This window comes from Shewanella sp. 10N.7, from assembly GCF_020806285.1.
GTDB classification, from domain to species: Bacteria; Pseudomonadota; Gammaproteobacteria; order Enterobacterales; family Shewanellaceae; genus Shewanella; species Shewanella electrodiphila.
The window spans coordinates 1-352 of sequence record NZ_JAJGZS010000084.1 but is presented as its reverse complement, the minus strand read 5'-3'; the positions used below and the strand labels follow the sequence as shown (position 1 = coordinate 352).

3 tRNA genes are annotated in these 352 nt (G+C 42.3%); all 3 read right to left on the bottom strand.

Annotated elements, in window-relative coordinates:
• Nucleotides 1-2 precede the first annotated feature (2 nt).
• Nucleotides 3-78, bottom strand: a tRNA-Gly gene (locus LMH66_RS20315).
• Nucleotides 79-101: 23 nt separating this feature from the next.
• A tRNA-Gly gene (locus LMH66_RS20310) sits at nt 102-177 on the bottom strand.
• Nucleotides 178-200: 23 nt separating this feature from the next.
• Nucleotides 201-276, bottom strand: a tRNA-Gly gene (locus tag LMH66_RS20305).
• Between the last annotated feature and the right edge of the window lie 76 nt (nt 277-352).

Below are 352 nucleotides of genomic sequence, written 5' to 3'. Positions count from 1 at the left end.
TTTGGAGCGACATATCAGGTTCGATCTGATGAGCTATACCTTGGCTTGGTATCGCTCTACCAACTGAGCTAATGTCGCCTTTCAAAACTTGGTATTGAAATTGGAGCGACATATCAGGTTCGAACTGATGACCTATACCTTGGCAAGGTATCGCTCTACCAACTGAGCTAATGTCGCCTTTCAAAACTTGGTATTGAAATTGGAGCGACATATCAGGTTCGAACTGATGACCTATACCTTGGCAAGGTATCGCTCTACCAACTGAGCTAATGTCGCATCTATATTTCAATTTTTAAAAAATTGGAGCGACATATCAGGTTCGAACTGATGACCTATACCTTGGCAAGGTATC